Source organism: Mesonia ostreae (assembly GCF_031845265.1).
GTDB lineage: Bacteria > Bacteroidota > Bacteroidia > Flavobacteriales > Flavobacteriaceae > Mesonia > Mesonia ostreae.
Window position 1 is genome coordinate 55,491 of the sequence record NZ_JAVRBG010000005.1, and the last position, 26,435, is coordinate 81,925.

Annotated in this window: 28 protein-coding genes and 1 pseudogene; 23 read left to right on the forward strand and 6 right to left on the reverse strand. The window is 34.7% G+C overall.

The window, feature by feature from the left end; all coding sequences use genetic code 11:
- The first annotated feature begins 16 nt into the window (after positions 1-16).
- Genes RLT85_RS06390 through RLT85_RS06410 form a run of 5 tightly spaced genes read left to right on the forward strand, consistent with a single transcriptional unit; the run spans position 17 to position 2,587 of the window.
- Entirely contained in the window at positions 17-469 is a 453-nt protein-coding gene (locus tag RLT85_RS06390) for a 3-hydroxyacyl-ACP dehydratase FabZ family protein (protein ID WP_311401212.1), read from the forward strand.
- Positions 466-1,740, forward strand: a complete 1,275-nt coding sequence (locus RLT85_RS06395) for a beta-ketoacyl-[acyl-carrier-protein] synthase family protein (protein ID WP_311401213.1) — start codon at positions 466-468, stop codon at positions 1,738-1,740. Before RLT85_RS06390 ends, RLT85_RS06395 begins: the two co-directional genes overlap by 4 nt.
- 40 nt (positions 1,741-1,780) lie before the next feature.
- On the forward strand, positions 1,781-2,023 hold the full coding sequence (locus RLT85_RS06400; protein ID WP_311401214.1) for an acyl carrier protein: 243 nt from the start codon (positions 1,781-1,783) through the stop codon (positions 2,021-2,023).
- A 3-nt stretch (positions 2,024-2,026) separates the two neighbouring features.
- On the forward strand, positions 2,027-2,233 hold the full coding sequence (locus RLT85_RS06405) for a 4'-phosphopantetheinyl transferase family protein (protein WP_311401215.1): 207 nt from the start codon (positions 2,027-2,029) through the stop codon (positions 2,231-2,233).
- 15 nt (positions 2,234-2,248) lie between these two features.
- Complete coding sequence (locus RLT85_RS06410) at positions 2,249-2,587, forward strand: 4'-phosphopantetheinyl transferase family protein (protein ID WP_311401216.1); 339 nt, start codon at positions 2,249-2,251, stop codon at positions 2,585-2,587.
- A gap of 57 nt (positions 2,588-2,644) precedes the next feature.
- Here the strand turns inward: RLT85_RS06410 and hpf are convergent, their stop codons facing one another.
- Both hpf and RLT85_RS06420 read right to left on the reverse strand, forming a co-directional pair.
- Positions 2,645-2,950 carry a ribosome hibernation-promoting factor, HPF/YfiA family gene (gene hpf / locus RLT85_RS06415; protein WP_311401217.1) on the reverse strand — a complete coding sequence of 102 codons (306 nt, stop codon included), beginning with the start codon at positions 2,948-2,950 and terminating at the stop codon, positions 2,645-2,647.
- A gap of 96 nt (positions 2,951-3,046) precedes the next feature.
- Positions 3,047-3,451, reverse strand: a complete 405-nt coding sequence (locus RLT85_RS06420) for an arsenate reductase family protein (RefSeq protein WP_311401218.1) — start codon at positions 3,449-3,451, stop codon at positions 3,047-3,049.
- 226 nt (positions 3,452-3,677) lie between these two features.
- Between RLT85_RS06420 and RLT85_RS06425 the strand changes: the two genes are divergently transcribed.
- Complete coding sequence (locus tag RLT85_RS06425; protein WP_311401219.1) at positions 3,678-4,793, forward strand: DEAD/DEAH box helicase; 1,116 nt, start codon at positions 3,678-3,680, stop codon at positions 4,791-4,793.
- 455 nt (positions 4,794-5,248) lie between these two features.
- Here RLT85_RS06425 and recQ read toward each other — a convergent pair.
- Positions 5,249-7,369 (reverse strand): annotated as a pseudogene (gene recQ / locus RLT85_RS06430) (DNA helicase RecQ).
- Positions 7,370-7,481: 112 nt separating this feature from the next.
- Positions 7,482-7,781: a hypothetical protein gene (locus tag RLT85_RS06435; RefSeq protein WP_311401220.1), complete on the reverse strand. Its 300-nt coding sequence runs from the start codon at positions 7,779-7,781 to the stop codon at positions 7,482-7,484.
- 155 nt (positions 7,782-7,936) lie between these two features.
- On the opposite strand from RLT85_RS06435, the gene RLT85_RS06440 reads away from it, so the two are divergent.
- From RLT85_RS06440 to RLT85_RS06485, 10 genes are all read left to right on the forward strand, one after another.
- Entirely contained in the window at positions 7,937-9,208 is a 1,272-nt protein-coding gene (locus RLT85_RS06440) for an MFS transporter (RefSeq protein WP_311401221.1), read from the forward strand.
- Positions 9,209-9,778 carry a Crp/Fnr family transcriptional regulator gene (locus RLT85_RS06445; RefSeq protein ID WP_311401222.1) on the forward strand — a complete coding sequence of 190 codons (570 nt, stop codon included), beginning with the start codon at positions 9,209-9,211 and terminating at the stop codon, positions 9,776-9,778.
- A gap of 87 nt (positions 9,779-9,865) precedes the next feature.
- Positions 9,866-10,546 carry a type 1 glutamine amidotransferase domain-containing protein gene (locus RLT85_RS06450; protein WP_311401223.1) on the forward strand — a complete coding sequence of 227 codons (681 nt, stop codon included), beginning with the start codon at positions 9,866-9,868 and terminating at the stop codon, positions 10,544-10,546.
- Complete coding sequence (locus RLT85_RS06455; RefSeq protein ID WP_311401224.1) at positions 10,547-11,650, forward strand: alkene reductase; 1,104 nt, start codon at positions 10,547-10,549, stop codon at positions 11,648-11,650. It abuts the gene before it with no gap.
- A gap of 111 nt (positions 11,651-11,761) precedes the next feature.
- On the forward strand, positions 11,762-13,039 hold the full coding sequence (locus RLT85_RS06460; protein ID WP_311401225.1) for a protoporphyrinogen/coproporphyrinogen oxidase: 1,278 nt from the start codon (positions 11,762-11,764) through the stop codon (positions 13,037-13,039).
- A 31-nt stretch (positions 13,040-13,070) separates the two neighbouring features.
- Positions 13,071-14,123 carry an NAD(P)-dependent alcohol dehydrogenase gene (locus RLT85_RS06465; protein WP_311401226.1) on the forward strand — a complete coding sequence of 351 codons (1,053 nt, stop codon included), beginning with the start codon at positions 13,071-13,073 and terminating at the stop codon, positions 14,121-14,123.
- A 132-nt stretch (positions 14,124-14,255) separates the two neighbouring features.
- The gene (upp, locus tag RLT85_RS06470; RefSeq protein ID WP_311401227.1) at positions 14,256-14,921 is read left to right on the forward strand and encodes a uracil phosphoribosyltransferase; all 666 of its coding nucleotides are present in this window, start codon (positions 14,256-14,258) and stop codon (positions 14,919-14,921) included.
- Positions 14,922-15,437, forward strand: coding sequence for a GNAT family N-acetyltransferase (locus RLT85_RS06475; RefSeq protein WP_311401228.1), 516 nt, complete (start codon positions 14,922-14,924; stop codon positions 15,435-15,437).
- A gap of 364 nt (positions 15,438-15,801) precedes the next feature.
- A complete protein-coding gene (locus tag RLT85_RS06480; protein WP_311401229.1) occupies positions 15,802-17,163 on the forward strand; it encodes a DEAD/DEAH box helicase in 1,362 nt (453 codons plus the stop codon).
- Complete coding sequence (locus RLT85_RS06485; protein WP_311401230.1) at positions 17,163-17,393, forward strand: VF530 family protein; 231 nt, start codon at positions 17,163-17,165, stop codon at positions 17,391-17,393. The genes RLT85_RS06480 and RLT85_RS06485 overlap by 1 nt, the downstream gene beginning before the upstream one ends.
- Positions 17,394-17,418: 25 nt before the next feature.
- Here the strand turns inward: RLT85_RS06485 and RLT85_RS06490 are convergent, their stop codons facing one another.
- Positions 17,419-17,616: a hypothetical protein gene (locus RLT85_RS06490; protein ID WP_311401231.1), complete on the reverse strand. Its 198-nt coding sequence runs from the start codon at positions 17,614-17,616 to the stop codon at positions 17,419-17,421.
- The gene (locus tag RLT85_RS06495) at positions 17,613-18,230 is read right to left on the reverse strand and encodes an alpha/beta hydrolase (protein ID WP_311401232.1); all 618 of its coding nucleotides are present in this window, start codon (positions 18,228-18,230) and stop codon (positions 17,613-17,615) included. The genes RLT85_RS06490 and RLT85_RS06495 overlap by 4 nt, the downstream gene beginning before the upstream one ends.
- Positions 18,231-18,317: 87 nt before the next feature.
- Here RLT85_RS06495 and RLT85_RS06500 point away from each other — a divergent pair, with 87 nt between their 5' ends.
- From RLT85_RS06500 to RLT85_RS06530, 7 genes are all read left to right on the forward strand, one after another.
- A complete protein-coding gene (locus RLT85_RS06500) occupies positions 18,318-18,803 on the forward strand; it encodes a peptide-methionine (S)-S-oxide reductase (RefSeq protein ID WP_311401233.1) in 486 nt (161 codons plus the stop codon).
- Positions 18,804-18,938: 135 nt separating this feature from the next.
- Positions 18,939-19,586: a DUF2306 domain-containing protein gene (locus RLT85_RS06505; protein ID WP_311401234.1), complete on the forward strand. Its 648-nt coding sequence runs from the start codon at positions 18,939-18,941 to the stop codon at positions 19,584-19,586.
- A 402-nt stretch (positions 19,587-19,988) separates the two neighbouring features.
- Positions 19,989-20,180 (forward strand): cold-shock protein, encoded by a 192-nt coding sequence (locus RLT85_RS06510; protein WP_311401235.1) that lies wholly within the window; start codon positions 19,989-19,991, stop codon positions 20,178-20,180.
- Positions 20,181-20,538: 358 nt separating this feature from the next.
- A complete protein-coding gene (locus tag RLT85_RS06515; protein ID WP_311401236.1) occupies positions 20,539-21,396 on the forward strand; it encodes a phospholipase A in 858 nt (285 codons plus the stop codon).
- 287 nt (positions 21,397-21,683) lie between these two features.
- Entirely contained in the window at positions 21,684-23,027 is a 1,344-nt protein-coding gene (locus RLT85_RS06520; protein WP_311401237.1) for a DEAD/DEAH box helicase, read from the forward strand.
- A gap of 1 nt (position 23,028) precedes the next feature.
- On the forward strand, positions 23,029-24,342 hold the full coding sequence (locus RLT85_RS06525) for a DEAD/DEAH box helicase (RefSeq protein WP_311401238.1): 1,314 nt from the start codon (positions 23,029-23,031) through the stop codon (positions 24,340-24,342).
- A 400-nt stretch (positions 24,343-24,742) separates the two neighbouring features.
- Positions 24,743-26,293: an SDR family NAD(P)-dependent oxidoreductase gene (locus tag RLT85_RS06530; protein WP_311401239.1), complete on the forward strand. Its 1,551-nt coding sequence runs from the start codon at positions 24,743-24,745 to the stop codon at positions 26,291-26,293.
- Positions 26,294-26,435: the final 142 nt, after the last annotated feature.

Below are 26,435 nucleotides of genomic sequence, written 5' to 3' on the forward strand. Positions count from 1 at the left end.
TTAAATTAAAACTTCGATGAATAAATTTGAAGATATCATTGCCCAACTTCCCTACACAGAGCCTTTTCTTTTTGTAAATGAAATAGAATGGGTCAATGAGGAAGAGATTAATGGAAGTTATCGCTTTCCTAAGGATTCTTATTTCTATAAAGGTCATTTTAAAGAGCATCCGGTGACACCCGGAGTTATTTTAACCGAATGCGCTACACAAATTGGAGTGGTTTGTTTGGGTATTTTTCTAATCTCAAAAGAAGAAACTCCATTTGAAAAAGAAAAATTTCAAATAGCATTAACCTCTACCGCAATGGATTTTTTTCTTCCTGTATATCCAGGAGAAAAAGTAAGGGTTCATGCCAAAAAAATGTATTTGAGGTTTAATAAACTTAAATGCGAAGTAAAAATGTACAATGAAGCAGAAAAGTTAATTTGCAAAGGAGAAATTGCTGGAATGATGAATCTTAAGCCATGAAAAAACGTGTTGTAATTACTGGAATGGGCGTGGTAGCACCAAATGCGGTTGGAGTAACTAACTTTAATCAAGCCATAAAAGAAGGGAAAAGCGGCATTCGTTTTTTCCAAGAATTGGCAGATTTAAATTTTAGTTGTCAGATAGGAGGAAAGCCAGAAATTACGGATACTTTATTAGGTGAATACTTTACATCTTTACAATTGCGCGGTTTAAAAGCCAGCGGAATAAAGTATGGAGTAATAGCAGGAGTAGATGCTTGGAAAGATGCAGGTTTACCAATTTTTGAAGACGCTGCTCCAGATTATGAAAGCGGAATTATTTTTGGAACTGGTATTTTGGGTGTAGATAAATTTAGAGAAGCCGTTCATTTGATTGATGAAGGAAAAACCCGCAGATTGGGAAGTACCAGTGTAATTCAAACCATGGCCAGTGGAATTAGTGCTTATTTGGGCGGAATATTAGGTTGTGGAAATCAAGTGACTACCAATTCTTCGGCATGTTCAACAGGAACTGAAGCTTTAATTATGGGTGCAGAACGCATTCAGCAAGGAAAAGCAAAACGTATGTTGGTAGGAAGTTGCGGCGATCACGGTCCGTATGTTTGGGGTGGCTTTGATGCGATGCGTATTTTACCGAGTAAATTTAATTCAGATCCAGAAAACGCATCTCGGCCTATGAGCGTCAATGCCACGGGTTTTGTGCCCGGAAGTGGGGCAGGAGCATTACTTTTAGAAAATTATCAAACCGCCAAAGCTAGAGGAGCAAAAATTTATGCGGAAGTAATGGGAGGTGCTATAAATAGCGGCGGACAACGCTTGGGAGGAAGCATGACAGCAGCCAATAATGAAGCTGTGCAACGTTGTATTAAATGTGCGATGGAAGAAGCGCAACTTCATTCCGAAGAAATAGATACCGTAAACGGACATTTAACAGCGACCACCAGAGATGCTGTAGAGATAGAAAACTGGACGAAAGCTTTGCAAAGAAAATCAAAAGATTTTCCCTATATCAATTCTTTAAAAGGGATGACGGGACATTGTTTAAGTGCCTCTGGAAGTATAGAATTGGTGGCGAGCGTGCTTCAGTTAAAAGAACAATTTATATTTGGGAATGTAAATTGTGAAGAAATTCACTCAGAAATTACAGAGTTGATTTCCGAAGATAAAATTCCGCGGAAAACCATTTCAAAGGAAATTAATATTTTGGCTAAAGCTAGTTTTGGTTTTGGAGATGTAAATGCAGTGGTGATGTTAAAAAAGTTTAGTGAATAATTGAAAACTCTTAATTAAGGAGTGATTAAAAATATAAAAAATGATAGAAAAAGAACTTGTAGAAAAGATTAAAAGCATTGTAAAACCCTATGTACAAAGAGAAGATGGTTTAAAAGATTTTTCTAAAGAAACAGAATTTATTAAAGATCTAGAAATTAATTCGGCTAATTTGGTAGATGTAATTTTAGATGTAGAAGATGAATTTGATATTGAAATAGACAATGATTCTATGGAAGGAATGAAAAGTGTGGGCGATGCTATAGCGATTGTAAAGAAAAAATAAAAGATGATAGGAAACGATGTGGTAGATCTTCATATGACTAAACAAGAAAGCAATTGGCAGCGCCCAAGATTTCTTGAAAAAATTTTTACAAAAGGGGAACAAGCCAAAATTATTTCTGATAAAGATCCAAATTTCTTAGTTTGGTTGTTTTGGAGTATGAAAGAATCGGCTTATAAAGCCAATCAGCGTATAGAAAATTTAGCGCCTTAATTTAATCCTTGGGAATTGGAGTGTTCTGTTCTAGGTATTGCAGCAAAAAATATTAAAGGTATAGTTAGTTTGGGAGCAGCTCAGTTTTATACATTTTCAACTTTTAGTGACAATTGTATATATACTTGGTGTACTTCAGAAAAACATAAACAAGTCATTCATCGAAAAATAGTCTGTAAACATGTAAAAGAAGCTTTACTGAAAAGCATTTCAGAAAAAGAGCAAATTCCATGGAAGGATTTAAGTATTGTCAAAGATCAAAATCAAATTCCGCAGTTATATCTATTGAAAAAGCCATTAGGTATATCTTTTTCCATTTCTCACCATGGCGATAAGGCAGCTTTTGCATTTTAAAATAAAAAAGCCGCTTATAATAAAATAAGCGACTTTTCAAATTTACATATACTCTTATTACATATGAGTACTCATTTTTTCTTTTCTTTTTTGAAGTTGTGTTTTTAAATCATTTACACATTTACTAATTGCAGCATCAAAATTTTCTTCATTAGCACCTGCAAATATCTGTGGGCCCGGTAGACTTAATTTTATTTCGCAAAGTCGTCCTTCTTCATTTGTAGAAGATTTTTCTGTTTTAAAATAAACTTCGGCTGCTACCAAAAAGTCAAACCTGGTTTTAAGTTTATCCATTTTTTCTTTTACAAGCTCTTCTAAACGTGGACTTGCTTTTACGTGTACATAATTAAAATTAGTATCCATAGTTAAGTTTTTTGTTGCTTCTAAGATACGTCCATTAGAGGATTTTTCCTAGAAAATTGTCAATATATTAATGTTCTTAATGTTTAAAAAAAACCTTTAGTTTTTCTCAATCTCACCAGTATCAAAACTAAAGAGTTTTGTGATGTCTGCAGTTTTACTCGCTTGTAAAGCTCTGTTACCACGTATGGCTATGGGAAAATATAAAACCTGAGGATTATTTTCTAAAACTCTTATGGCATCATCCTCGTCTAAGCTAACTTTTTCGGTACCAAATTTTTCCTTAAAGGCGGGATGATCTTGTTGAATAAGATCAAAGACATCTTTTCCTAACATTTTGGCAATTTCTGCCCATTCTGTACCTGTTAGTTTTGTCTTTTTTAAATCTATAGTTAATGTATCTGCTTCAGAAGCTTGTGCTGTTGCTTTACATTGTTTTCCTAATTCACTATCTGAATGAAAAATAACCAATAGTTGTCTTTCACTTTTAGCTAATACGCCCATAATTATCATTTTATATTTATCTACAAGAACGTTGAATTCTACTTTTTTTCCTAATCATTTATAAAACTATTAAGAATTTAATTGTCTTAAGTTGATTCAATAACTTCAAGACGGTATGAACTATATGATTAAATGCGATATTTATGATAAAGTAAGATTCAGCTTGAGTTTTTAACTATTAAACGCTTTTGTGAAAACATTTGGTTTAACTTTGCAAAAAAAAGAAATGAGCACATTTTTAGAATTAGGAGTAGAGGCCAACATTATAAAGGGTCTAAACGAATTAAAAATTTTTACCCCAACCGAAATTCAAGAAGAAGCAATTCCATTATTGCTAAATAATGAAACCGATTTTGTTGGGTTAGCTCAAACTGGAACTGGAAAAACTGCAGCTTATGGTTTACCTGTTCTTCATAAAATAGATGCAGAAAAACCTCAAATACAAGCTTTAATTCTCTCTCCTACAAGAGAATTGGTGCTTCAAATAAAAAAACAACTCTTTAAGTTTACCAAATATAGCGAAGATAAAATCTTTACGGAAGCCGTCTATGGCGGAGAAAAAATAGATATTCAAATTAAAAATTTGAAACGTCCCACACATATTGTTGTTGCTACGCCTGGGAGACTCGTAGATTTAATGGAACGCGGAGATATTAAGCTTACCAGTGTGACAACCTTAATTCTTGATGAAGCCGATGAAATGCTTAGTATGGGCTTCAAAGACGATTTAACCAAAATCATAAGAGAAACAGGAAGACAAAAATCTACTTGGTTGTTTTCTGCGACGATGCCTGAAGGAATTCAGCAAATCGTTAAAAAATATATGTCTCCTAAGGCGCCACGAGTAGAAACCAATAGGAAGTCGCTCATTAATGAGAATATCACGCATCAATTTATACGAGTTACTAGATCGAATAAAGAAGCAATTCTTGTCAACCTTCTTGACTCTAAGAAAGAAGAACGCGGAATCATATTTACTAGAACTAAAGCCAACGCACAGCAAGTCACTAAACTGTTAAAAGAAGAAGGTTTTTCTGTGGAAGCTTTAGAAGGGAATATGCAGCAAAAAGAACGCGAAAAAGCGATGCGAGCTTTTAAGAAGGAAAACATTCAGTTTATGGTTTCTACAGATGTTTCTGCACGAGGAATAGACGTTCAAGATTTAGGTTTTGTAATTCACTACCAATTACCAGAACAGTTGGAATATTACACGCACCGAAGTGGAAGAACTGCAAGAGCAGGTAAAACTGGTTTCTCTATCGCATTGGTCTTACCACACGAAATTGAATTGATGAAGGATATTAGTAAAAAACTAGAAATTCAATTTATAGAAAGAAAGTAACGAGATGCTTTAATGTTAATACTTAGGAAAAATCAAATAATTTGAAAAATAAGGTCGTAAAATATTATTGGATTTTAGAAGGAGTAATATTTGGAATTATTATGCTTTTTTTCTCAAGCATTTTTTTGACTTGAGTATTGATGAATCTTTCTTTGATGGTTTTCGGAAAAAAATTCTAATATGGCTGATTGGAGGTTTAATATTTGGATTAGTAGTGAAATATATTAGAAGTAATAAAGTTTCAAAGTAACTAAAAAATCTACAACCTCTTTAAGTTTATGGAATCTAAAAGTATTTTATATTGCAATTCTTACTTTCCGAAAATTATTTCATTAAGAGCAGAAGTTTATTTTAAACTGCTGGCGTTTCTCAATTAGTTAAAATTAAGTCTTGTTTCTTGATTCTATCAGCGCCCGCCCGATCAGGAATGGGCGGGTAGCGATTTTGGTTCAATCTTAACTCCTATCAATCACCGCTAAGGCCAATCTTATGCTGTGGTACGAAACTTTTTCATCAAAAAACTCGAAATATTCTTTAAGTCCGTCCGGGGAATTTAGTTTTGTTTTGGCTAGTTTCACCCGATTTACTTCTTCAGAACTCACATAATTATGAATAGGAATTTCTTTACCATCACCATAAAGTTTAGCGATATGCGAATAAATAGTGGTAGCGCTTAATCCTCTTTCTTTGGCAATATTTTCTACTGATTTCTCTTCTTGTAATAAGCTAAGCGTTTTAAGGTAAGTATTGCCTTTCTTTTTTTTGGGTGCAGGCTTAGATTATAAAAAATCTCTAATTTCTGCAATAAACTCATCACCATAAACTTCTAGTTTGCGTTGCCCTACACCGCTAATTTTTAAAAATTCTTGTTCACTTAGCGGACGCTCTCTTTCAATTTCTTTTAACGTAGCATCGTTAAAGACGAGGTAAGCAGGAATGTCTTCTTCTTTAGAAATTTTATACCTCAGCTTTCTTAATTGCTCAAATAAACTATTGGTTACAGGTTTTCCTGCTTCTTTAGCCACTTTTTTCTGCTGTGCTTTTTGTTCTTTTAAGGTTGTTGGTTTCGTCAAAAATACTTTTTGATTTTCAAATAATACCTTCTTAGAAAATGGGGTAAGTTGTAAGCTGTTATGGAGATGAAATGCGATTTCGCAATACCCCTGATTGATTAACTGCGTTAAGTAATGTTGCCAATCTCTCCAAGAAATGTTGTTTCCAATCCCGTAAGTTTTTAAATTCTGATAACCTTTATCTAATATCGTTTGATTTTGAGCTCCACGCAATACATCAATTACCGTTCCGGCTGCAGCGGTTCCTTTTAAGCGAGCGATACAAGACAATAATTTTTGAGCGATTACAGTTCCCTCAAAAAATTCAGGAGGATTTTTACATACATCGCAATTCCCACAATTTTCTTCCAATAACTCTCCAAAATAGCCTAATAAAATTTTTCTTCGGCAATCGGTAGCTTCAGAAAATTGTGTCATTCGGTCTAATTTTGCATTTTGAAACTCTTCATTACTGGCGCCTTCCGTAAAGCGTCTTAACTGAATCACATCTGCATAGGTATGAAAAAGTAAAGCGTTGGAAGGAAGTCCGTCTCGGCCCGCTCTTCCAATTTCTTGATAGTATCCTTCCAGGTTTTTGGGCATATTGTAATGAATCACAAACCTAACATTAGATTTATCTATTCCCATTCCAAAAGCGACGGTGGCACAAACCACTTTGGTTCTGTCAAATATAAAATCTTCCTGTACTTTAGAACGCTCTTCAAAACTTAATCCTGCATGGTAGGCGGTTGCTTCAATTCCTTTATTTTTTAATTTTTCAGCAATACTTTCGGTACCTTTTCTGCTTAAACAATAAATAATGCCCGACTCTCCTTCTCGTTTTTGAACAAAATCTAAAATTTGAGAAACCCTATTGGTAGCAGGTCTCACTTCCAATTCTATATTTTTTCGATCAAAAGAGCTTATAAATTGCTTGGCATGCGGAATGTTTAATTGGTCTACAATGTCTTTTCTTGTGGCTTTATCTGCGGTAGCGGTAAGGGCGATAATAGGCGTGTCTGGAAAAGTTTTCTTTAAAAAACCCAATTGCTGATAAGAAGGCCTAAAATCGTGTCCCCAAGAAGAAATACAATGAGCTTCATCTATGGCAAGGCAGTGAAAATATTGAGGTTTCAAAATATCGCTCAAGGCGGAAAGACTCTCGGGAGCTACATATAATAGTTTTAATTTTTGCTGATAAACCTGCTTGATAATTTCTTGTTGCTCGCCACTACTTTGACTGCTATTGAAATAGGCAGCAGCAATTCCGTTCGCCTTTAAACCATCTACCTGATCTTTCATTAACGCAATAAGTGGCGAAATTACTAAAGTTGTGCCGTCAAATAATAATGCGGGCAGTTGAAAACAAATAGATTTTCCTCCCCCCGTAGGCATAATCACCAATGCATCTTGATGGTTGAGAACACTTTCAATAATCTCTTCTTGCTGGGGTCTAAACGTGTCGTAACCAAAATACCTTTTTAGCGTAGGGTAGAGTTTTGTTTGGTAGTTTTCGGCAATCATGAAGTGAGTCATTTAAGCAGCAAAGTTAACGAAAACAAATTTCTTATCTATAAAAAAAGCAACTCGTAAAGGTTGCTTTAATGGTGGTAATATGTGATTTGTATAAAAATTTTTAGTTCTTGTCATTGACTCCGCTATGATCTTCTTCTAAATCATTATTATTTCCTCCTTGGCTATACAAGCCATTCTCTTCGTCTTTTAAGCCTTCTGGACCGTGGTCTTTTTTTGCCGTATTTCTACCAGGAATATCTAAATCTTTCCCTTCGAAATCGGTTTTACGCTTCCTATCTCTCAGCATCTCATCGTCACCGTTATCATCATGTACGTTTTCAGTATTAAGACGCTCTTTTTCTCTCTCTGTCACATCGCTATTATACAAAGGCTTATTTTTCTCTTTCTCTTGATCTTTCATAATTTTTTTCTTTTAAATTAATTATATTTTGACTTTAAGCGATTAGCTTTAACTTCTTTTAACAACCATATCTTAAAATAAGTTTACAAAAATTGCTCGTTAGGTTTAGCTTAAAACCTTTAATTTTGTGTTCTAAAATTTGACGAATTTCTTCTATGGCTAAAAATGATCCTTATGCTGCGTTGCGTTATAAAGAATTTAATATTTTTTTACTGGTAGGATTTGCCATGGTTTTTGCGTGGTCTATGCAGTTTATTGTTATCGAGTGGGAAGTCTACAGCCTGACTAAGAATCCGCTTTCTTTGGGAATCATCGGACTTATGGAAGTGATTCCGGCAGTTTCTATGGCGCTTTTCGCCGGTCATATTGTAGACCAAAAAGAAAAGAAAGCTTTATTGTTTAAGTGCCTACTAGGTTTTTCGGTGATTAGTATAGGTTTGTTTCTATTAACTTGGCCTAGAATAGTTTCTGGTTACCAACAAAATCATATTTTATATTCAATTTATGGGTTGGTTTTCCTTGGCGGAATTGTTCGCGCTTTTATGGGACCTACGATTTTTTCTCTATTTTCATTAATTGTTCCTAAAAAAGTATACCCCAACGCAGCTACTTGGAGTAGTTCGGTTTGGCAAATGGGGGCAGTTCTAGGTCCGGCATTAGCAGGTTTCTCTATACATTGGATAGGCGTTCATTGGTCGATGTGTCTTATTTTTGGATTTTCGTTAGTGGCATTAATCGGTTTATCTCAAATCTCAACAAAACCTATTTTAAATCCTAATATTGGAGAAAATGTATTTAAAAGTCTTCGAGAGGGAGTAAAGTTTGTTTTTAATACTAAAATAATTTTAGGGGCTTTAACCTTAGATATGATTGCCGTTCTTTTTGGAGGAGCAGTAGCTTTATTACCCGTTTTTGCGCAAGATATTCTAAAAGTCGGACCCGAAGGTTTTGGAGTTTTACGAGCAGCTCCAGCGGTAGGTGCATTACTCACTATGTTTACATCGGCTTATTTTCCTTTAAATAAAAATGCAGGATTAAAACTCTTATTAGCCGTATTTTTATTTGGAGCAAGTATTGTTACTTTTGGAATGTCTAATATTTTCTGGATTTCTGTAATGGCTTTATTTTTTAGTGGTATTACTGACGGGATTTCTATGGTAATTCGCCAAACCATACTTCAATTGAAGACACCAGACCATATGCGAGGAAGAGTGGCGTCAGTCAATTCTATGTTCATCGGTTCTTCTAATGAATTAGGTGCTTTTGAAAGTGGCTTAACTGCAAAACTTATGGGAACGGTAACCGCAGTGGTGTTTGGAGGAACCATGACTATGATAACTGTAGTAAGTACAGGAGTTTTCTTTCCTAAATTAAGAAAATTAGATTTACAAAAAGAAATGGAGGATCATAATAAAAACAATATGTAAATGAGTAAAATAATATCTCATGTAGAAAAAATAATATCCCTTTCCGATAAGGAAAAAGAAGAATTTCTTAGCATTTTACAACACCTTAGCTTAAAAAAGAAAACACTTCTAATCAGTCCTGGAGAAAAAGTAGAACACGAATATTATATCTTAAAAGGAAGTTTAATCGCTTATTATCTAGACCAAAACGATAACCAACATATCATTCAATTCTCTATAGAAGACTGGTGGATTAGTGATTTTGAAGCTTTCTTTAAAGAAGAACCTGCAAAGTTATATGTACAGGCAAATGAAGATTGTGAACTTCTAGCCATTCATAAAGAAGCTTTAGAAACCCTATACCAACGCATACCCTCGTTCGAAAGATTTTTTAGAATAAAAACTACAGGTGCGTTTGTATCCTTAAGACAACGTATTTTATCTTCTTTACAAAAAAACGGTAAAGAGCGCTATGTAGAATTTTGTAAACAGTATCCCACTATGGAAAAACGTTTCGCAAACTATCACATTGCTAACTATTTAGGTATTAAAGCAGAAAGTTTAAGTCGCATTCGTAAAGAATTAGTATAGATTAACATTTTTTAACGCTATCACCTAACTTAAGTCAACCTCAAAAACAGGTTATTCTTCCTAAATTTGTCTAAAAAAAAATTGACTATGAAAAAGATTTTATTTGTACTTACAAGCAACGATAAATTAGGAGATACTGGGAATAAAACTGGTTTTTGGATTGAAGAATTTGCAGCTCCATATTACATGTTAAAAGATGCAGGTTATGAGGTAACTTTATCATCACCTAAAGGAGGACAACCTCCAATAGATCCAAGCAGTGAATCTGAAGATGCCCAAACAGAAAGCACAAAACGTTTTTATAATGATAAAGAGACGCAAGAAACTCTTTCTTCTACACTTCAACTTTCAGAGGTAGATCAAAAAGATTACGATGCTCTATTTTATCCAGGCGGACACGGAGTTTTATGGGACTTAGTAGAAGATAAAGATTCTAAAGAAATTATAGAAAGTTTTTACAACAACGACAAGCCTGTGTCTTTTGTATGTCATGCTCCAGCGGTTTTAAAAAACATTAAAAATTCTAATGGTGAGCCCTTAGTAAAAGGTAAAAAAGTAACTGGGTTTACGAATCAAGAAGAAGATGCGGTTCAGCTTACTAACGTTGTTCCTTTCCTTTTAGAAGATATGCTAATTGAAAATGGGGGAGAATATAGTAAAATTGAAGATTGGCAACCTTATGCCGTTCAAGACGGATTGTTGATTACAGGTCAAAATCCTGCATCTTCTGAAAAAGTAGCCGATTTACTTATGAAAACTTTAAGCTAAATGAACAAACAAGCATTATTACAAGATTACAACCTTAACGGATTAAAACTACCCAATAGAATAGCTATGGCTCCCATGACAAGGAGTAGAGCTACTAATCCTGAAAAAAAAGCTACGGCAGATTTACAAGGTGAATATTATAAGCAGCGATTCTCTGCTGGGTTGTTAATTACTGAAGGATCTCAAGTCTCAGAAGAAGCTGTAGGCTATGTAAATACGCCTGGTATTTATTCTAAAGAGCAAGTAGAAGGTTGGAAAGAGGTGACGCAAATGGTACACGAAGCCAATGGAAGAATTTTTATTCAACTTTGGCACGTAGGTAGAATGTCTCACCCAGATTTTCATAATGGTAAAAAGCCCTTATCTTCTTCAGCAATTAATCCCAACTCGCAATCATACACTCCAGATGGTTTTAAAGATACGGTAACACCTAAGGAAATGAGCTTAGAAGATATTAAAAGAACTATTAAAGATTTTGCAAACGCAGGAAAAAATGCGATGGATGCAGGCTTTGATGGGGTAGAAATTCATTCTTCTAACGGATATTTATTTCACCAATTTTTTAATGCCACTTCCAACACGCGAGAAGATGAATATGGAGGAAGTATCGAGAAAAGAGCTAAATTTTTATTTGATGTCATCGATGCGATGAAGGAGGTAATGCCAGAGCAAAAAATAGGATTACGTCTAAATCCCTCTTTACACGGTATTTTTGGAATAGAAATGGACGAGGAAACCATCCCAACTTTTGATTATATTGTTTCTAAACTTAACGATTACGATTTAGCGTATTTGCATTTATCAGAACCTTTTAATGATGTTTCTGATGTTCCTTACGCGGTAGAAGAAATCGCTAAACATTACCGTCCGCTTTATAACGGAACCTTGATAATTAACACAAAGTTTGATCAAGAAAATGGGAATAAAGTTATTGAGGACGGCTACGCTGACTTGGTAGCTTACGGCAAGCCTTACATTTCTAATCCAGATTTGGTAGAGCGTTTTGAAAAAGGAATCACCTTATCAGATTGGGATGAAGATACTTTCTATGTACCTGGTAAAAAAGGCTATTTAGATTATGAAGTGAAAGCGAGAAACTCTTAAGAAGACTAAAAGCTCTCCTAAGCGTTAAGATATATACAAATTAAAGGCTTTAAAAGATAGTTCTCTTTAAAAGCCTTTAATTTTACCATTAGGCAACATAAAAATGGCTTTATGGAAAAGAAAAACTACAAAATATCTATTGTTGGTGCAGGAATAAGTGGGTTGATTGCTGCTCAAATACTTGAGAATTTTGGTTATCATCCCACGATTATAGAAAAGACCGATGCCGTGGGAGGTAGGGTTAAAACTGAAGTGGTGAACGGTCATCGATTGGATGTAGGGTTTCAGGTTTTATTGGAAGCTTATCCCAAAGCAAAAGAATATCTTGAGTTGGAGAAATTAAACTTGCAAGCTTATAAACCCGGAGCAAGCATTTATCTCGATTGTAAGTGGCAAAATATTGGAGACCCCTTAAGAAGTTTCGACTTATTAATTCCTACGCTTTTCAATACAGGTGGTTCTATTTCAGACAAATGGAAGGTGTTTCAGCTTAGCAGTCACTTAAAGTCAAAATCTATTGAGACTATTTTTCAGCAAGAAGAATTAACCACGTATGATTATTTAATAAAGTACGGTTTTTCTGAAAAGATCATTCAGTGCTTTTTTCAGCCTTTTTTTTCGGGAATATTTTTAGAAGATAAGTTAGAGACCAGCAGTAGAATGTTTCAGTTTATTTATAAAATGTTTTCAGAAGGAAAAACAAGTGTTCCTAAAGATGGAATTGGAGCAATTCCGCTTCAGCTAAAAGAAAATTTAAAGCATACGCAGTTTAAATTTAATACTTCCGTAAAGTCAGTTGAAGAGCAAAAAATCACCTTAGAGAACGGAGAGGTTATCGAAAGTCATTTCACCATTATCGCGACAGAAGCGAGTGATTTGGTTTCTAATTTAAACAACCAAGCTACTGAATGGAGAAGTTGTGATAACCTTTATTTCTTAACGGATGAAAACCTTTTAAGTACCGATTTAATAGGTCTTTTACCACATCAAGATACATTGATCAACAATTTTGTCTTTGTAGAAGATGCTAAAGCCAAAGAATTGGGGAAACATTTATTGTCGGTTACCGTGGTGAAAAAACATGACCTTTCCCCAGAAGATTTGGTGAAACGCATTCAGAAAGAGTTGAAGAATTATTTAAGCATTCAAAAAGCCAGTTTCTTAAAGCATTATTACATTCCGCGTTCTTTACCTAAGCTCACACATACGGCTTATGAAATTATGGATACTGAAACTCAACTTACGCCCTCCATTTATTTAGCAGGCGACCAGTTGCTTAACGGATCTTTAAATGCGGCGATGATGAGCGGAGAAAGAGCTGCCTTGGGTGTCATTAAAACCTTAGAAGATGGGTTGGTGGTGAACGAACTCACTTCAGAATACAGATAAATTAAAATAAATTAAACTAAAACAAACATTTATGAGCAATATAAAAGCATACGGAGCAAAAGATAAAGATGCAGATTTAAAACAAATCGACATTGAGCGCCGAGAAGTAAAAGATAAAGATGTAAAAATACAAATCACGTATTGCGGAGTTTGTCATAGCGACATTCATACGGTTAGAAACGATTGGGGCGGCGGAAAATATCCTGTGGTTCCTGGACACGAGATTGTTGGGAAAGTAATGGAAGTAGGAAGCAAAGTGTCCAACTTTAAAGAAGGTGACTTAGTAGGCGTAGGTTGTATGGTTGATTCTTGCCGAGAGTGTGATCCTTGTAAAAAAGACTTGGAGCAATTCTGCGAAAACGGAATGGTGGGAACCTATAATGGAAAAGACAAGCATTTAGGCGGACATACCTTTGGAGGTTATTCTGAAATGATTGTAGTTGAAGAGCATTTTGTATTGTCTATTCCAGAAAATTTAGATGCAAAAGCTGTAGCGCCATTGCTTTGTGCAGGAATTACTACCTATTCTCCCTTACGTCATTGGAATGTGAAGGAAGGTGATAAAGTGGGAGTAATTGGACTAGGAGGTCTAGGACATATGGGAATTAAATTAGCGCACGCAATGGGAGCTAAAGTAGTGATGATTACTACTTCTCCGGATAAAGCCGAGGATGCTAAACGTTTAGGCGCCGATGAGGTATTGATTTCTAAGGATCAAGAGGAGATGAAGAAGCATAAGAATTCTTTCGATTTATTACTGAATACCGTACCGGTAAGCCATGATATTAATCCGTATTTAGCTTTATTAAAAATAGATTCTACTATGGTGATGGTTGGAGCCATTGAACCTTTAGAACCCATGCACGGCGGAAGCTTAATTATGGGAAGAAAACGTGTTGCTGGTTCGTTGATCGGCGGAATTAAAGAAACACAAGAGATGCTTGATTTCTGCGGAAAGCATAATGTGGTTAGTGATGTAGAGATGATTGACATTCAAAACATTAACACGGCGTATGAACGTGTAGTCAACTCTGATGTAAAATACCGTTTTGTCATTGATATGGAATCTTTGAGAACGGCATAGATTATTTGATTACAAGTAAAGATAATTATAACGGAGCGAGATTTATACTCGCTCCGTTTTTTTATACACACAATTTCAGCAGAACCCCTGAAAAATACCATATTTTTCGTAATTTTATGCTAAAATCAAAAGATGCATATTCATCACCTTTTAGACGGAAACTCAGTTGCAAATACCTTTATTAGCGAATTACGAAATGTAGATATTCAGAAGGATCAAATGCGCTTTCGCAGAAATATTGAACGCTTAGGAGAAATTTTAGGTTACGAGCTGAGTAAGAAACTGTCCTATCAACCGCAAACGATGACCACTCCGCTAGGAAAATCTACTCACCAAACCATTCAAAATGAATTGGTGGTCTGTTCTATTTTAAGAGCAGGATTACCATTGCATCAAGGATTGCTCAATTATTTTGATAAAGCAGAGAACTCTTTCATTTCGGCGTATAGACATCATCCAAATCCTCAAAATGATGCTGATTTTCAGATTAAAGTGGAATATTTGGCCTCCCCATCTTTAGAGGGGAAAACCTTAATTTTAGCAGATCCTATGTTAGCCACAGGCCGTTCTTTTGTAAATGTATATAAAGCATTAGAAAATATGGGAAAACCGAAAGAAATTCATTTGGTAGCTGTGATTGGGGCGGAAGAAGGAATTGAACTTTTAAAACAAGAATTTCCAGAAGATACTCATTTATGGATTGCTACTATCGATCCTAGTTTGAACGAAAGAGGTTACATAGTTCCCGGTCTCGGAGATGCAGGCGATTTATGCTACGGAAGTAAAATGCAACATTAAATGGATTATTACCACATAAAAAGTGAACGTCTAAACTTTAGAAAATTAACCGAACAAGACATTCCTAGTTGGGCAGAATTTTTTGTGAATAATGCTGGATTACAATATTTCAATTTTGATCTTTCAAAAAGTAAGGAAGCCTTGGCGGAAGAGTGGATTCAAATTCAGTTAAAGCGTTATCAAAACAATAATTACGGTCATTTGGCAGCAGAACTTAAAACCGACGGAACTTTTATTGGAATCGCGGGATTATTACCTAAACAACTGAAAGGAAAACAAGAATATGAAGTTGCTTATTCTTTAAAACCCGCTTATTGGGGAAAAGGTTACGGTACAGAAATGGCTACCCGCATGAAAAATTTCGGATTGAAAAATATGGATGTTAAACGTTTAATTTCGATGATTTCTTTTGGAAATGAGGCTTCTATTAGCGTGGCCAAAAAGAATGGAATGAAATTTCTTTTTGATACAGAATTTGATGGTGAACTTTTACACATTTTTGGAATTACGAGGTAGAATTGTGGTTGTAAGGATGTTTTGAAGGTTGGAGGTAAAGCTACGCTTAAAGTGTTTCCAACCTTTCCATCCGCTAAAGCGGCCACCTTCCCTTGCTAAGGTAAGGAGCTTTTAAGTTGTTGTCTTGATTAAACGAAGCTCTAAATAAATCATTATTTTAAAAGCACGATAGTCGATCGAATCCTCACCGATTGGTCTATCCTCTAGGTTATAACAGCTCAGCGGTCTTATGTCTTACGTCTTGTTTCTAACAGCGCAGCGGTCTTGATTCTTGATCAGATAATTATAAAATTAACTTTAACTTCTATTATCTAAAAGCACCAGATTATTTTCAAAAAGATTACTTTTGCAAAAAATTGATTGAATGAGTTCTTTTGAAGATTTAAAATTATCTAAGCAATTAGGCTACGCCATTGAAGATTTGGGCTTTTCCCAACCTACGCCTATACAAGAGGAAGCTTTTCCTGTGATTAGATCTGGGAGAGATGTGGTTGGAATCGCACAAACTGGTACCGGAAAAACTTTGGCTTATATGTTGCCATTGCTACAAGATTTAAAATTTTCTAAGCAAATAAATCCGCGTGTTTTAGTTATGGTTCCCACGCGAGAACTTGTGATCCAAGTGGTAGATGAGATCAATAAATTTGCGAAATACCTCAATTTACGTGTTTTAGGAATTTATGGGGGCGTCAATATGAATCCGCAAAAAGAAATTCTTCTACAAGGTTGTGATATTGTGGTGGCCACACCCGGTAGACTTTATGATCTCGCTTTAGGAAGAGCAATTCAGTTTAAATCGATTAAGAAATTAGTGATTGATGAGGTCGATGTGATGCTCGATTTAGGTTTTAGATTTCAGCTAAAAAATATATTTGAGTTGCTACCCGTAAAAAGACAAAACATCATGTTTTCGGCGACTATGACTGAAGATGTCGATGCACTTATGGATGATTATTTTGTGAGTCCGCATCGTATTGCCATCGCTTTAAGTGGAACACCGCTAGATAATATTTCACAAACGGTGTATGCTGTACCTAATTTCTACACCAAACTTAATTTACTCACGCAGCTATTAGAGGACAAGGAAAATTTTCAAAAAGTATTGATTTTTGTTCCTAATAAGAAGAGTGCAGATAGAGCTTATGATGCCTTAAAAGAAGTCTTTCCAGATGAGGTTTGTGTCATTCATTCCAACAAAACTCAAAATTACAGGATACGATCTATTCGTCAATTTGATGAAGGCGACAATCGTATTTTGGTCACTACCGATGTGATGGCACGCGGACTCGATTTAAACGAGATTTCGCACGTTATTAATATCGATACCCCAAAATATGCCGAAAATTATATGCACCGTATCGGAAGAACGGGTAGGGCAGAGAAAGAGGGACGTTCTATTTTATTGTTTACGGAGAAAGAAAAAGATAACAAAGAGGCGATTGAAACTTTAATGGATTATCAAATCCCTGTGGAAACACTTCCGGACACGGTAGAAATTAGTAAACAGCTTATTCCTGAAGAAAGACCTGTTATTAAAGAACATAACAATCCTCATAAAATTTCTGAAGGAGACGAACCTGGCGCTAGTTTTCACGAAAAAAAGGAGAAAAATAAAAAAACCAATCAAGGAGGTTCTTATAAAAGAGAGATTGCCAAAAAGTATAAAAAACCCAAAACGAGAGGAGATAAAAATTACAATAAACACAACAAAAATAAACGTAAGTAATGGAATCACAGCCTAACAATCCGTTGCATGGCGTAAAATTAGCCGAAATTGTAGAATTCTTAGTCGATCATTATGGCTGGGAAGAATTATGGAGACGAATTCGCATCAATTGTTTTCAATCGAATCCTTCGGTAAAATCTAGTCTTAAATTTTTACGACGTACGCCTTGGGCTCGTGAAAAAGTGGAATATCTATACTTAAAGACTATCAAGAAAACTTCCAAAAAGTAAAAAAATCCGCGGAAGCGAAATCAACCTATTTCGTCTTCTTCATAAAATCTAGAATCTCATCATACCGCTTACTCCAAGGCCAGAAATATTGAATGACCATTGGTACGTGTTTTTTGTTTAAAACAATAGGTTTTAGCTGTGGCTGAAATGCTTTTAGCTTTGTATAAAAATTTTGATTCGCTTTGATGATAGAAGCGTAAGATTTGCTTCCCCAATACATCAAAACCAGAGGTGTTTTTCATCAATATAAGTAATGGGTGATGCTTTTTTCCAAGTATCAGGATTTTTCGTCCAAGTGCTTAGGTAATGATTTTCGCTCGTTGGCGGAAATTTTTGCAGGTACGAATACATATCTAGGCCCGCAGCATCATTTAGAATAATTCCGGCGATATCTTTTTTATCAATTCCGTGACTAGAATCCATTGTCGCCAAAGCGACGAGATGTCCGCCAGCGGAATGCCCCTTCACATAGATTTGCTGGGGATCTCCACCATAATTCTTTATATTATTCTTGATCCATAAAATGCTTTTCGCTATGTCTTGCGTCATCTGTCTATAATCAGCTTCTGGACTCAAGGTATACTCTGAAATTACTGTCACCACTCCTTTCTTGGCAAAATTTCTTCCTAGAAAACCATAAGTTTCTTTTTTCCCGCTGTCCCAATTTCCGCCGTGAACAAATAGGAGTACAGGCAGAGGTTTCGTTTTCTTCTTGGGAACAAAAATATTGGAGGTTAGCTCTTTGGGAGCAGTGGTGTAGGGAATGTCTTTGTGTTTTTTCACCGCACAACTAGAAAATAAAAGTGAAATACTTAGGAGAATAAGAAATATGCGCATCGATGAAAGTTGATGTTAGAAAGTTAAAATTCTAATAGGTAAATATAGGATAAAAGCGTATCTTTTTTCTCTACGAAAAATTAAAGTATGTCCGTACTTTCCAAAATAGCACTCGGCGGAGGTTGCCATTGGTGTACTGAAGCCGTATTCCAATCCTTAAAAGGGGTAGAGGAAGTAAAACAAGGTTTTGTCGCTTCAGAAGCAGAACATAGTAGCTTTTCTGAAGCCGTAATTGTTCATTTCTATCCTAGAGAAATTTCATTATTCCAATTAATCGAAGTGCATTTAATGACGCATCAAAGTAGTTCATTACATAGTATGCGTTATAAATATAGGTCTGCAATTTATACATTTGATGCCCTGCAAGAAGAACGTGCAAAACTCTACTTGACTGAATTTAAAAAAGGGAATTCTAAGATTATTACAGAGGTATTGGCGTTTAAAGAATTTAAGGCCAGCCGAGAAGAAATACAAAATTACTATTTAAAAGGTTCTCAAAAACCATTTTGCACACGCTATATTTCTCCTAAACTAAAAAGTTTAGAAAAGAATTTTAAAGATTTATTAGCTTAGAAGATTCTTGTTTTTTTTGGATCAAAACTTTCGTTATATTCATTTCATCCTAACCTATGTACAACTCAGCAGTTTTAATTCTTTACGGAAAGCTTTTTTACTGAATTTTGAATGAATACTTAAAATTTCATTCAGATGGAAAAAACAATACAAATCTTAATTTACATCCATGCCGCTTTTGGAGGAATTGCTTTACTGGCAGGAGGTATTTCCTTGTTAGCTGAAAAAGGAAAGACGGTTCATAAAAAATCGGGTTTATTATTTTACTACGCAATGATGATTTCGGGATTACTCGCTATGTTTGTCGCGGTATTGCCCAATCATGAAAGTCCGTTTCTATTTTCGGTAGGAATTTATAGCTTATATTTTGTAATTATGGGCAAAAGAGCCGTGAGTTATAAAACCAATCAATCTAATCTTAGCTTAGACCGGTTCATTTCTCTCATAATGATATTTACAGGTTTCCTCATGATATTCTTAGGACCTCTACTTAACAATACGATAAATCCCGTCTTAGTGGTTTTTGGAAGCTTAGGTATTATACTCTCTACGAAAGATATGATCGTATTTAGAAAACCCAATGCATTAAAAAAAGTATGGTTAAAGCTACATTTAAGTAAAATGTTGGGAGGTTATATTTCGGCTACGACCGCATTTGTAGTTGTAAATGAGTATTTTCCTAATGTATATGCTTGGTTTGTTCCCAGTATTGTTGGTGGATTTATAATTGCGTATTGGATTCGGAAGATCAATAATAAGACGCAGACTAGTAAAATAATGTAGCAAAGTTTACTTGATATGCATTTATTACAACTTTCAAATAAGTACTGTATACTTAACGCACTTCACAAAAAGCCGTGAATTAATAAGAATCAAGTTATAGACTGGATTTTTTATTTAGTATGCCATCAAAACAAGTAGAAGTTCGGGTCTTTTTTAATAGTTTTCTAGTGAAAAAAGTTTCTTTTCGTTCTAAAGCTAGATTTTTTCGTAGCAAAACCTGATTAACTTAAAAACATTTTTAAAACGTAAAAACTCCTGTTTATAGGACTTAAGATAAATTAATGTCTTTTTTTAACGGATGGATTAAAATTTTGTTTAAAATAATTGATCCTAATGGTAGGATTACTAAAAATTAAACTTATATTTGTCGATAATAAATAACAATTTTTTAATTACATTACAATGAATAAAGGAACAGTAAAATTCTTCAACGACACTAAAGGTTTTGGATTTATCACAGAAGAAGGTGCAGACAAAGATCATTTTGTACACGTATCAGGATTAATCGATGAAATTCGTGAAGGTGACGAAGTAGAATTTGATTTACAAGAAGGAAATAAAGGTTTAAATGCAGTAAACGTAAGAGTTCTGTAATATATATCTCTTTAAGACACAAGTAAGGCCTATCTTTTTTAAGATAGGCTTTTTTCATTTTAATTTCAAATCAACTAAAACCTATTCTTTCCTCAAAAATTTAACTTCACAACCCTTACTTTCTGTCCATTTATGTTCCATTTCACTCTAAACTAGAAATCCTGATGAAATCACTCTTGGTATTGCTGAATGCAATAACCCAGCAGAATAAAAATAAGAGCAAATATTTTATAAAGCCTGATGAAATTTTTCTTTTTGCCTTAATTTTTACTAGTATATTTGCGTCCTGTACATTCGAATTTTCTTAAGAGATGGAATGTACTTAGCTTCATTAATTATTTTTCAATTTTTCCTATGTATGAAATTTAACAACTGTTTTACTACCTTCTTCTTTAGCGTCTTTTTCTCAGTAGTAATATTTTCCTCTTCGGTTTCTGCACAGAAGGCATTTACCAGACAGGAAATCAATGATTCTATTCAAGAATTACCTTATTTTTCTAATCATTTAGATAATTATTTTATTACTGGAGTTCCTACTAACCAATCTATTGATCGTGCTTCTGCAAATGCCAAATACCAAATCAGTTTTAAGCAAATATTGTCTAAAGAATCATTGCCTTATGATACGTATTTGATCCTTACCTATACTCAAAAAGCCTTTTGGAATATTTATGAAGATTCTTTTCCTTTTAGAGATCTTAACTTTCATCCTACCATTAGTTTGGGGAAGTTTGTTTATAAGAAAAATGATGAACTCGCAGGAATTGCGACATTATCTTTTGAACATGAATCGAATGGACGAGACAGTATTTTCTCAAGAAGTTGGAACCGCTTAAGCTTAGGCTATACTACTAATATTTTTAAAAATACGACTGCCAGCTTTAAAGCTTGGCTTCCTTTCGCTTATGAAGAAGGAAATCCAGATTTGTTAGATTATGTAGGATTGGCAGAAATAAAGATTTCTCATGAGCTCATTCATGATAAATTGAGCTTTGCCGTAATGGCGCGCAAAGGATTAAATTTTAAAAACGGAGCTTTACGCTCTCGAATTTATTACAATCCATTTAAACGAAATATCGCTAATCAATACATTATGTTGGAATGGTATCTAGGACAAGCCGAAAGCTTGCTTGATTACCAACAATCTCAAAGTATGATCAGGATAGGTTATGTCATCAAAAGTAATGAATTTAACTGGTTTAGAGGAAAAAAATAGAATGTTGTAGCTAGAGACCCAACTTAATAACCAAAAACGAGCTTAAAGTAACTTCCTCGTACTATATTATATAATGTGTTTTGATTTTGATAAGGCTCAAGATGAATTTATACTTTAAAAAAAAACCGCTCTTGGTGCTTGACTGTTTTATAAAAAGTATCCTCTTAGATCTAATTCAGTTTTCTTAGAAACACTTCTATCTTATATCTGATTAATATTAGTAAGAACAAACCTATTTCATAGTATTTGCGGTAAAAGTGTGGTTATCTTTGCACAAAATAAAAAATATGTCCAAACAGTTTTCAGCATTAGGAATTAAGGAAGAAATTCAGAAGAGCTTAGCCGAATTACAAATTTCTGTACCTACAGATATTCAGAAAAAAACAATTCCCCTAGTTTTAAATCAGAAAGAAGACCTGGTTGTCTTAGCAAAAACAGGAACAGGAAAAACGGCCGCTTTTGGATTGCCTTTAATTCAATTGATAGATGTTGAAAATACGAGTTTACAAGGATTAATATTAGCTCCTACAAGAGAATTAGGTCAGCAAATTTATGAGAACTTAGTTTCTTTTTCTTCTACAAGTCCGCAAATACAAATCGCATCTGTATGTGGCGGAATTCCTATAAAACCACAAATAGAACGTTTAAAAAACACTACACATATCGTGGTCGCTACTCCAGGTCGTCTCATTGATTTGATAAAACGCAATGCGATAAATATAAAAAGTCTAGACTATTTCGTGCTAGATGAAGCTGATGAAATGCTGAGTGCTTTAAAGGAAGAAGTAGAGCTAATCATTAAAGAGATTCCGAAATCAAGAAGAACCTTTTTGTTTACTGCAACGCTGCCAGGATATATTAAACAATTGGTTCAAAATTATATGTCCAAACATGTGGTGCATATAGAAGCCGATATGCAAACGCTAGGTCACCAAGGAATAGATCATAGATACGTAGTCGTAGATCCTATAGAAAAGCTAGAGGTTTTACTTCATTTTTTAAGTACTAAAGAGGGAGAACGCGGCATTATATTCTGTAAAACTAAAGCTGCGGTGAATAAATTAGCCAAAAAGTTAGCGATCAACAAGTTTTCTTCGGGAGCCATCCATGGAAGTTTAGCACAACCTATTCGAGACCGAATTATGGGACAGTTTAGGGAAGGTCATATAGATATTTTGGTAGCTACAGATTTAGCTGCTAGAGGTATTGATGTGAAAGAAATTTCTTATGTGGTTAATTATCATCTGCCAGATACTTATGAGGCTTACGTTCATAGAAGTGGAAGAACGGCTAGGGCAGGAGCAAAGGGATTTTCATTAAGTATTATTCAAGACGAAGAAATAGAAGATATTCCTGAGTTTGAGAATGAGTTGGGACTGGTTTTTAAAGAATTTAAGAAAGCAGATCCACAAAGCATCGAAGAAAATAATGCTTTGTTATGGGCTAAGAAAATTTTTAAAACCAAACCTAATCGCGAGGTTTCTGAAGATTTTAAAGAAAAGATAAAGACCGTCTTTCATCATTTAACCAAAGACGAACTCGTAGAAAAAGTATTGGCGAATTATTTGGCACAAACCAAAACTTCAATTTCCACTTCAGAAGAATCTAAAAAGAAAAAAAAGAACTTTTAGTATGGCAAATTATATGAAAACTCAGCAGGAAATTTTAGAAAAATTAAATATTCATGAATTAAACTCTATGCAAGAAGAAGCGGTTTCTGTGATTGAAACCACAAAGAATACTATTTTATTATCTCCCACAGGAACAGGAAAAACCTTGGCTTTTTTGTTGCCTTTAATCAATACTTTAGATCCTGAATCTACAGAAATACAAGCTTTAATTTTGGTACCTTCAAGAGAATTGGCCATTCAAATTGAGCAAGTAATACGCTCTATGGGTTCTGGTTATAAGGTTAATGCCGTTTATGGTGGCAGACCTATGTCTAAAGATAAAATAGAACTCAAGCACAATCCAGCAATTTTAATAGGAACACCCGGAAGAATTTTAGATCACTTTAATAGTGATCGCTTTTCAAAAGCGACTATTAAAACACTTATTCTAGATGAATTTGATAAATCTCTAGAAGATGGTTTTGAGGATGAAATGAAGGGGATTATAAATGAATTGCCAAGTCTTAAAAAACGTATTCTTACTTCGGCAACTCACGGAGTGACTGTTCCAAAATTTGTGCAATTGGACAAACCAAAAACTATCAACTATTTAAAAGAAAAAATAAGTTCTAAATTAGCGCTTAAAACTGTGATTTCTCCAGATAAAAATAAGTTGGAAACTTTGTTAGAATTGCTTCAGCATATAGGTCGTGAGCCTGGAATTATTTTTTGTAACTTAAAAGAAAGCATCTCTCAAGTAAGCTCTTTTCTTCAACGAAATAAAGTGAATCATGAGTGTTTTTTTGGCGGGATGGAGCAAAAAGATAGAGAGCGAGCTTTAATTAAATTTAGAAACGGAACTTGCCAAGTATTAATAGCTACAGATTTGGCTGCAAGAGGTATTGATATTCCTGAAATGAAGTATATTATTCATTACGAATTGCCACGACTCGAAGAAGAATTTACTCATAGAAACGGAAGAACAGCAAGAGTAAATTCAAAAGGAACTGCTTATGTTCTAAAATGGAAAGACCAAGCATTGCCCGAATTTATTAAAGGCAGTGCCCAAATTAACATTTCTAAGAAAGCACCTCAAAAAGCTCAGTACTGGGAAACTTTATTTATTTCTGGCGGAAGAAAAGATAAAATTTCTAAGGGAGATGTTGCGGGTTTATTCTTTAAACAAGGCGGACTTCATAAAGATCAATTAGGCACTATTGAGCTAAAGCAAGATTGTACGTTTGTAGCTGTTCCTCTAAATATTGCTGAGGAGTTGATAGAGAAACTCAACAATACAAGATTAAAGAAAAAGAAAGTTAGAATTTCTATTCTTTAAGAATCCTTGGTTGTCTGGATTGTAAATTGAGAAGTTTTTAGTATAACAATTGTTCTTAGTATAAGATTTCTTTCGCTTCGCTTCGAAAATTTCACTCTGGCCGAGATTTAAATGAGGGTATCTCTCTTGTTAAATTTCAGAAAAACCTAAAGCTAATACTATTTATGTATATCCGTTATAATTTCTAAAATTGATTTTTCTCTTATTGAACTTAATAAAAAAAAATGTATCTCGACTCTGCTCCATGTGACATCATAACTTAATTTAATCAAATTGCACATTAAACAGATATACAATAAGGTTTTCAACCTTCACTTAATTTCAGAAAAAAATCGTCTTGACAGAATATACTATCTTTTGAATAGAATAAGGGCTATATTCGCACTTTAAAATTTTATCTATGCAAGCCAGAAGTGAAGCGGAAGTGGAAATCCTTAGTCAGGAGCAAATTGACCAATGTATCGCTATATTAGAAACTCTGAATGCCGATACGGATCAGATATTTGAAATTCCGAAGAAAAAAAGAACTGCTTTAATCAAAGCTGCTGGATTATTTTCTAGACCCAATAGAGAAGAATTTCAGCGTAGAAAAAAAGATGCTAAGAAAGCTGCCAAGCGAAAACAAGCAGCCAGAGATAAAAACGCTCGTAAAGAAACAGGGATTCGAAGTGCTCGAGAAGCGCATATTTTTGTGGCTCCCAAGTTGCTTGCGGCGGCAGATTTAGAAAGTAAAGAAACCTTAGAATTAGCAACGCCAAGAAATTGTTATGTATGTAAAACGCTATTCACCAAATTGCATCATTTTTATGATACGATGTGTACTGAGTGCGGTGATTTTAATTACGCCAAGCGTTTTCAGACCGCAGATGTTAACGGGCAAGTAGCCGTAATCACAGGCTCAAGATTAAAAATAGGTTATCATATTACGCTAATGTTACTACGAGGAGGTGCTACGGTAATTGCGACGACCCGCTTTCCAGTAGATTCTGCCTCACGATTTTCTAAAGAAGAAGACTTTCACCAATGGAAAGATAGATTGCACATTCATGGCTTAGATTTAAGACATATTCCTAGTGTAGAAATTTTTTGTAATTATATAGAGCAAAAATACGATCGCTTAGATATTTTAATTAATAATGCGGCTCAAACCGTGAGAAGGCCTGCAGGATTTTATGCGCATTTAATGCCAAAAGAAGAACAAGCTATAGATGAGCTGCCACAAAATATTCAAGATTTATTAGCAGAACATTCAGATTGTTTAGGAGAATTAAAATCTTTTTCAAAAACAGCATCGCCAAATAAAAATATGCCGGTCACTTGGCACGGACCAGAACCGGGAATTGGATTAAGAGCTTCGGCAAAGTTATCGCAAATTCCTTATAGTTTTGACAATAGTCTTGTAGCACAAGAAATATTTCCAGAAGGAGAGTTAGATGCAGATTTACAGCAAGTAGATTTAAGAAAAACCAATTCTTGGCGATTAAAATTGGGCGCTATTGAAACTACGGAAATGATAGAAGTACAATTGGTAAATTCTGTAGCACCATTTGTATTATGTAATCGCTTAGCGGAATTAATGAAGAAAGAAAATACAGGTCAAAAACATATCATTAATGTAACTGCGATGGAAGGAAAATTTCATCGTTTTTTCAAAGAATCACGTCATCCGCATACGAATATGGCCAAAGCGGCCTTAAATATGTTAACGCATACAGCGGCTGGAGATTTAGCGAAAGACGGAATTTTCATGAATGCTGTAGATACCGGCTGGGTGACTGATGAAGACCCGGCAGAATTGGCTAAACGAAAAAAAGAGCTTCACGATTTTCAGCCTCCATTAGATATTGTAGATGGTGCTGCAAGAGTAATGGATCCTTTACTGGACGGAATCAATACTGGAAAACACTGGTGTGGCAAGTTTTTAAAAGACTACAGACCTATAGATTGGTAGAGAGGATTATCGAATCTAGACCGCTGACCGCCCTATCCGGAACGGGCGGGTAGCGGTATTGACTCTTTATGAGACATCAATGTTATTAAATTAATAATTAGTTACAAACAATCGTCTTTCGTTTCATTTTATCGCGTACTTT